This window comes from Ramlibacter sp. (assembly GCF_013697775.1).
GTDB lineage: Bacteria > Pseudomonadota > Gammaproteobacteria > Burkholderiales > Burkholderiaceae_C > Ramlibacter.
On sequence record NZ_JACCWG010000018.1, the window covers coordinates 1 to 7,349 of the forward strand.

At 71.6% G+C, this 7,349-nt stretch carries 3 protein-coding genes; all 3 read left to right on the forward strand.

Annotation, left to right across the window (positions count from 1 at the left end; all coding sequences use genetic code 11):
* On the forward strand, positions 1–674 hold a 674-nt coding region (locus H0U68_RS00985), incomplete at its 5' end, for a SagB/ThcOx family dehydrogenase (protein WP_296352254.1).
* Between the two features lie 58 nt (positions 675–732).
* On the forward strand, positions 733–4,935 hold the full coding sequence (locus H0U68_RS00990; RefSeq protein ID WP_296352256.1) for an amino acid adenylation domain-containing protein: 4,203 nt from the start codon (positions 733–735) through the stop codon (positions 4,933–4,935).
* Positions 4,932–7,349, forward strand: a 2,418-nt coding sequence (locus H0U68_RS00995) for an amino acid adenylation domain-containing protein (protein ID WP_296352258.1), incomplete at its 3' end; no start/stop codon positions are given. The genes H0U68_RS00990 and H0U68_RS00995, both read left to right, overlap by 4 nt.

Below are 7,349 nucleotides of genomic sequence, written 5' to 3' on the forward strand. Positions count from 1 at the left end.
GCGCCGGCCTCGACGCCCGCTTCGCCGCGCAACGGTCCGTGCGGCATTTCAGCCCGGGCGCGGTGGGGGCGCAGGCGCTGGCCGACCTGCTGGCCGTGCTGTCCCAGGGCGAAGTGGACGGCCAGCCGAAGTTCCTGTACCCATCGGCGGGCGGCCTGTACCCGGTCCAGGCCTATCTCTTCGTCAAGCCGGAACGCGTCGACGGCGTTGCGGCCGGGGGCTATTACTACGACCCGCGGCAGCATCGCCTGGTGGCGGTCGGCGGCCAGCGCACGCTGGGGGCGGATGCCTACGACTATTTCGTGAACCGCCCGATCTTCGAGCAGGCCGCGTTCGCGCTGTTCCTGGTGGCTGAGTTGGCGGCGATCCAGCCGCTCTATGGCGCGCAGAGCATGGACCTGTGCCACATCGAGGCCGGCGCGATGGCGCAGCTGCTGGCCAGCACCGCGGTCGAGCGGCAGCTGGGCCTGTGCGGCATCGGGTCGGTCGACCTGGGGCAGGTCGCACCGCTGCTGGAACTGGGGCCGAGCCACCGCCTGGTCTATTCCATGCTGGGCGGCATTCCCGCGCCGGGCCAGGCGGCGTCCGGCCAGGTCGAGGTGTTCACGTCGAGGCCGCAATCCGTGCCGGCGGACGCGAACGAATCGGCCGAGATGGAGGAGTTCAAGGTATGAACGCCGCACGGCCGCCCGAAGGCGCTCGCACCGCAGCCCGTAGGGCGGAGGTCATCCGATGAACGCCTACCAGCTGCTCGACCTGTTCAACCGCAGCGGCGTGGCGCTGCAGGTCGATGGCGACGCGCTGCACTGCAAGGCGCCGCGCGGCTTCATGACCGAGGCGCTGCGCGACGCGCTCAAGCAGCACAAGCAGGAGCTTATCGGCATCCTGTCCGGCCGCGGGCGCGACGGCGCGATCCGTCCGCGCGCGCCGGCAGAAGCCGCCGCCGGTCTGCCGCTGTCGTTCGCGCAGCGTCAGCTGTGGTTCCTGTGGCAGCTGGAGCCGCAGAGTCCTTCCTACAACAACCCGGGCGCGATCACGCTCACGGGGGTGCTGGATGCCGCTGCTTTCGAGCGCAGTATCGCCGAGGTGGTGCGCCGCCACGAAGCGCTGCGCACGGTGTTCCGAACCGTGGACGGCGAGCCGCGCCAGCGCGTTCTCCCGGCTGGGGACGTCGTGCTGCCGCTGCAGGACCTCAGCGCGCTGCCGGAAGCCGCACGCCAGCGCGCCGCGCAGGCGGCGGTGCAAGCCGACGCGCGCGCCCCGTTCGACCTGACCGAAGGTCCGCTGCTGCGCACCAGCCTGCTCAAGCTCGGGCCGCGTGAGCATGTGTGGCTGTTCAACGTGCACCACATCGTGGCGGACGGCTGGTCCATGGGCATCCTGGTGCGCGAGGTGGCGGCGCTCTACGCGGCCCACGTGCGCGGCGAACCGTCGCCGCTGGCGGCGCTGCCGATCCAGTACGGCGACTACGCGTGCTGGCAGGCGGAATGGCTGCGCGGCGATGCGCTGCGCGGCCAGCTCGCCTACTGGAAGCAGCGACTGGACAGCGCGCCGACCCTGCTGCCGCTGCCGACCGACCGGCCACGGCCCGGGGTGCAGGGCCACCGCGGCGCGCACCACGCGGTGACGGTGGACCGTGCCGTGGCCGAGCGGCTCGACGCCATCGGCCTGCAGGCCCAGGGCACCCTGTTCACCACGCTGACGGCGGCGCTGGCGGTGCTGCTGTGGCGCTACAGCGGCCAGGCCGACGTCTGCATCGGCACGCCGTTCGCCAACCGCAACCGCGCCGAGCTCGAACCCCTGATCGGCCACTTCGTCAACACGCTGGTGGTGCGCAGCCAGGTCGATCCCGACCACAGCTTCCTGCAGCTGCTGGAGCAGGTGCGCGGCCACGTGCTGGGCGCGCATGCGCACCAGGACGTGCCGTTCGACCAGGTGGTGCAAGCCGTCAATCCAGAGCGCAACACCAGCCACTCGCCGCTGTTCCAGGTGCTGCTGGTGCTGCAGAACACGCCGGGCGGCGGTGCCATGGCGCTGCCGGGGGTGGAGCTGGGCTGGATGGAAGCCAGCAGCGAATCCGCCAAGTTCGACCTGACGGTAGACGTCATGCGCAGCGGCGGGCAGCTGAAGATCGACTTCGAATACAACACGGACCTGTTCGACCGCGACACCGTCGCGCGCATGGCCGGCCACTACGCCCGGCTGCTGGAGCAGGCCGCGGCCGACCCGGCGCAGGCCATCGGCGCGCTGCGATTGCTGGGCGAGGATGAGCGCCGGCGGCAACTGGCCGACTGGAATGCCACCGACACGCCGTACCCCGATCTCTGCATCCACGAGTTGATCGAGGCGCAGGCGCAGCGCGATCCGGCGGGCATCGCGCTCGTCGATGAAACGCGGACGCTGGGCTTCGGCGCGCTCAACACCCAGGCTAACCGCCTGGCGCGCCACCTGCGCACGCTCGGTGTCGGGCCGGACTGCCTGGTCGGCGTTTGCATGGAGCGCTCCATCGAGATGGTGGTCGGCCTGCTGGCCATCCTCAAGGCCGGCGGCGGCTACGTGCCGCTGGACCCCGACTATCCGGCCGAACGCCTCGCGTTCCTGCTGCAGGACAGCGCGCCGCTGGCGGTTCTCACCCATACGGCCACGCACACGGCGGCGCAGGCAGCGGCGGCCGGAGCAGGCGCGCCAGCAGGAGGAACGCCTTCTGTACTGATCGCGCTGGACCGCGACGCCGCGCAATGGTCGGACCTGCCCGACGGCAACCTCGACGTGCGCGCGGTCGGCCTGCGGCCCGACCATCTGGCCTACGTCATGTACACCTCCGGCTCCACCGGCCAACCCAAGGGCGTGATGGTGGCGCACCGCGGCGTGGCCAACCTGCTGCAATGGAACGAGCAGATCTATGGGCCGGGCCGCGGCCACGTCATGCTGCAGAAAACGCCCATCAGCTTCGATGCCTCGGTGCGCGAATTCTTCTGGCCGCTGATGTCCGGCGCGCGCCTGGTGCTGGCCCGGCCCGGCGGCCACAAGGACCCCGGCTATCTCATCGAGACGATCCAGCAGGCGCAAATCACCATCGTGCAATTCGTGCCGGCGCTGCTGCGCCTGTTCCTGGAGGAAGAAACGGCCGCGCGCTGCACCAGCCTGGTCACGGTGCAGTGCGGCGGCGGCGAGCTGCCGCCGGCGCTGGTGCGGCAGTTCCACGAGCGCCTGCCGCAGGCGCGCCTGCACAACCTCTATGGCCCGACCGAGATCACGGTGGACATGACGGCCTGGGCCTGCAGCACATCGGGCGATCAGAGCGAGCAGGGCGCGCGCGTGCCGATCGGCAAGCCCATGCCCAACACCCGCGCCTATGTGCTGGACCGCGCGGGCGAGCCGGTGCCCATCGGCGTGCCGGGCGAACTCCACGTGGGCGGCGCCGGCGTGGCGCGCGGCTACCTGAACCGCCCCGCGCTGACCGAGGAGCGCTTCGTGCCCAGCCCGTTCGTGGCGGGCGAGCGCCTGTACAAGACCGGCGACCTGGCGCGCTGGCTGCCCGGCGGCAGCATCGACTTCCTGGGCCGCAACGACTTCCAGGTGAAGGTGCGCGGCTACCGCATCGAGTTGGGCGAGATCGAGGAACACCTGGCGCGCCACCCGGCGGTAGGCGACGCCGTGGTGCTGGCCGAGCCCGACCCCAGCGGCGACACGCGGCTGGTCGCCTACGTCACCCTGCAAACCGATGCAGGAGACGCGGGCGAGGTCGGGGCCGACGCCCTGCGCGCGCACCTGCTGGCCACTTTGCCGGACTACATGGCGCCGGCGGCCTACATCGCGCTGGAGGCGCTGCCGCTCACCCCCGCCGGCAAGGTGGACCGCGATGCGCTGCGTGCGATGCCGTGGGCCGCGCAGGGCCTGCAGCAGGTCAACCTGACCAGCCCGCGCGACCACGTCGAACTCAAGCTCTACCAGATCTGGAAGAGCCTGCTGGTGGAGCCGCAGATCGGCATCCGCGACAACTTCTTCAACGTGGGCGGCACCTCGATCTCGGCGATCAAGCTGGCGCACCGGATCGAATGCGAATTCGGCCTCACGCTGCCGGTGCGCGAGATCATCAGCTACCCGACCATCGAGGCGCTGGGCGGGCGCATCCGCGCGGGCGCCCGCGACGACGCCGGCATCGACAACCTGATCCGGTTCCGCGCCGGCGACGGCAGCTGCAACGTGGTCTGCGTGCACCCGGCCGGCGGCACCGCGTTCTGCTACCTCTCGCTGGCCAAGATGCTGCCGGAGTCCTGCGGTGTCTACGGCCTGCAGTCGCACGGCCTCAACGCCGGCGAAGCCTTCCTGCCGAGCGTCGAGGCGATGGCGCAGGCCTACCTGGAGCGCATCGCGCCGCTGGCCGACGGGCCGCTCGTCATCACCGGCCTGTCCTACGGCGGGCTGGTGGCCCACGAGATGGGGCGGCGCCTGTCGCTGGCCGGCCACCGGCAGGCCTCGGTGGTGCTGCTCGACACGCTGGGCTCGGACGAGCCCGAACACCGCGTGCGGATCGCGCCGGTGGAGCTGGCGGAATTCCGCGACAAGCTGGTGCGCTTCAACGGCATGTACCCCGGCATCGACGACGGGCAGATCGAGCGCTACTTCCAGGTCTACAACCACAACCGCATGACCGTGCGCGACTACGAATGCCCGCCGCAGCCGGGCCGCGTGGTGCTGGTGCAGGCGCTGGGCGGGCGCGACCGGCCGTTCCTGCGCGAGATCCGCGGCTTCTGGCGGCGCCACGCGCAAGGCTCGTTCCTGGTGAAGCTGGTGCACGGCGACCACTGGGAGATGCTGGAGACGGCCGAAGTGCAGCGGGTGGGCAAGACCATCCGGCAGGAGTTGCGGCGAATCGTGCCGGTCCAAGCGCAGGCGCAGGCCGCGAACCCGGCGGAGGCGATGGCGCGATGACGGACATATTGCTTGCCGTGCCGCAAAGCCCGGACCTGTCCAGCGCGTTCGCCGCGCAGGTGAGGCGCGCGCCGGACGCCGTGGCGGTGGTCGACGGCGATGTGCGTCTCAGCTACGCGCAGCTGGACGGCATCAGCGCCAGCCTCGCCGCAGCTCTGGTGGCGCGGGGCGTGCGGCCCGGCCAATCGGTTGCTGTCTGCCTGCCGCGGTCGTGGCAGCTGGTCGCGCTGATGTTGGGCGTGCTGCGCGCCGGCGCCGTGCTGGTGCCGGTGGATGCCGCCAGCCCGGCCGACCGCATCGACACCATCCTGGCCGATTGCGCCTGCTCGGCGTTCATCCATGCAGAAGCGAAGCCCGGCATCGCGCTGCCGCCCGGCGCCTGGAGCGAGAGCATCGATGCGCTGCTGGCGCAAGGCTCGGCGCAACGCGCCGCGCCCGCGCCCGCATCCGTGGAAGCCGGCGGCTTCTGCATGCTGTTCTACACATCGGGCACCACCGGCCAGCCCAAGGGCGTGGAGGTGCGCGCCGAAGGCATCCTGCGCCTGTGCCGGCCCGGCTACATCGACATGCGGCCCGGCGACCGCTATGCCAGCCTGTCCAACCCCGCGTTCGACGCGATCAGCTTCGAAGTCTGGGTGCCGCTGCTCACCGGCGGCTGCTGCGTCGTGTGGCGCGACGAGGATCTGCAGGATGCGCGGCGCTTCGCCGCCAGGCTGGTGGCGCAACGCATCGACACGCTGTTCATCACCGTCGCCCTGTTCAACGCCATCGTCGACCAGGAGCCCCATTGCTTTGCCGGCATGCGGCAGGTGCTGGTCGGCGGCGAGCAGCTCAGCGCCGAGGCGGTGAAGTCGTGGTACCGCGCCAACCCGGACGCGCCTGGACAGCTCTGGAACCTGTACGGGCCGACCGAATGCACCACCTTCGCGCTGGCGCACCACATCCCGCGCGGCTTCGACGGCACGGTGGTGCCGATCGGCACGCCGCTGGCGGACACGGACATTCAGCTGGTCGCCGGCGGCAAGCGCCTGGCGGCGGATGGCGAAGTGGCCGAACTCCATCTGGGCGGCGCCGGCCTGGCTGTGGGCTACCACAAGCTGCCCGCGCTCACCGCCGAGCGCTTCGTGCGGCTGCACTGGCTGGACGGCGGCAGGGCGCTCTACTACCGCACCGGCGACCTGGTGCGCCGCAACGCGGCCGGCCTCATCGAGTACGTCGGGCGCACCGACAGGCAGGTGAAGGTGCGGGGCTTTCGCATCGAACCGGGCGAGGTCGAGCAGCGCATCCTGCGGCATCCGGCGGTGCGGCGCGCACACGTGTGCACGCGCCGGGATGCCGTCGGCCACCACGAGCTGCTGGCCTTTCTCGTTGCCGCGCCGCAGCTGGACCACGGCGCGTTCGATGCGCACCTGCGCGCCACGCTGCCGCACTACATGCGTCCGCATCGGCTGTTCCTGGTGGATGGCTTTCCGCGCACGCCGAACGGCAAGCTCGACGAACAGCGGATGCTGGCCGAGGCGCCGCAGCCCTGGCGGCGGCCAGCGGCCGAGGCGGCGCAGGCCGGCCCCTGGCAGCAGCAGGTGCTGGAACTGGCGCAGCAGGTGCTGGCCCACGCCGGCCTGCAGCCCGAGGACGATTTCATCGGCAGCGGTGGCGATTCGCTGAAGGCGCTGCAATTCCATTTCGCGGCGCTGCGGCAGTGGCGGCACGACCTGCCGGTGGCCGCGATCCTGCGCGAGCCGTTCGCGGCGCTGGCCGAGCGGCTGGCGCGATCGGCCGACGGCGCAGCCTCGGTCTATCCGGAAGCGCCGGCGCCCAGTGATGCCGACCACGCGCCCGCCACCGCGGAGCAGCAGCGCCTCTGGTTCCTCCAGCAGCAGTCGCCCGAGTCCACGGCCTACAACGTGCCGCTCGCGTTCCGCCTGGACGGGCCGGTGGACGGCGACGCGCTCGCGCGCGCCATCGGGCTGCTGGTGCAGCGCCACCCGGCGCTGCACACCGCGTTCGCCGCCGGGCCGCAAAGCCTGCAGCAGGTGGCGATGCCGCCGCCGCACGATGTTTGCCACCGCCATCCGCCGGGGCATTTCGACGAGAGCAACTGGCGCGCCTTCGCCGACCTGGTGTTCGGCGCGCCGTTCGACCTGGCGTCGCCGCGCCTGGTCCAGGCGCATTGGCTGCCGCTCGCGGCCGAGCGCGGCGTGCTGCTGCTGCACATCCACCATGCGGTGGTGGACGGCTGGTCGCTCAACCTGTTGTTCGAGGACCTGGGCGCGCTGTATGCGGCCTGCGCCGCGGGTGCGCCTGCGCCCGAACCGCTGCCGGCGCTGACGCCACTGGAGTTCGCGCCGTGGCAGGCCGCCTGGTTCCGGCAGCCGGAGTACGCCCGACAGCGCGCCGCCGTGGCCGAGCTGCAC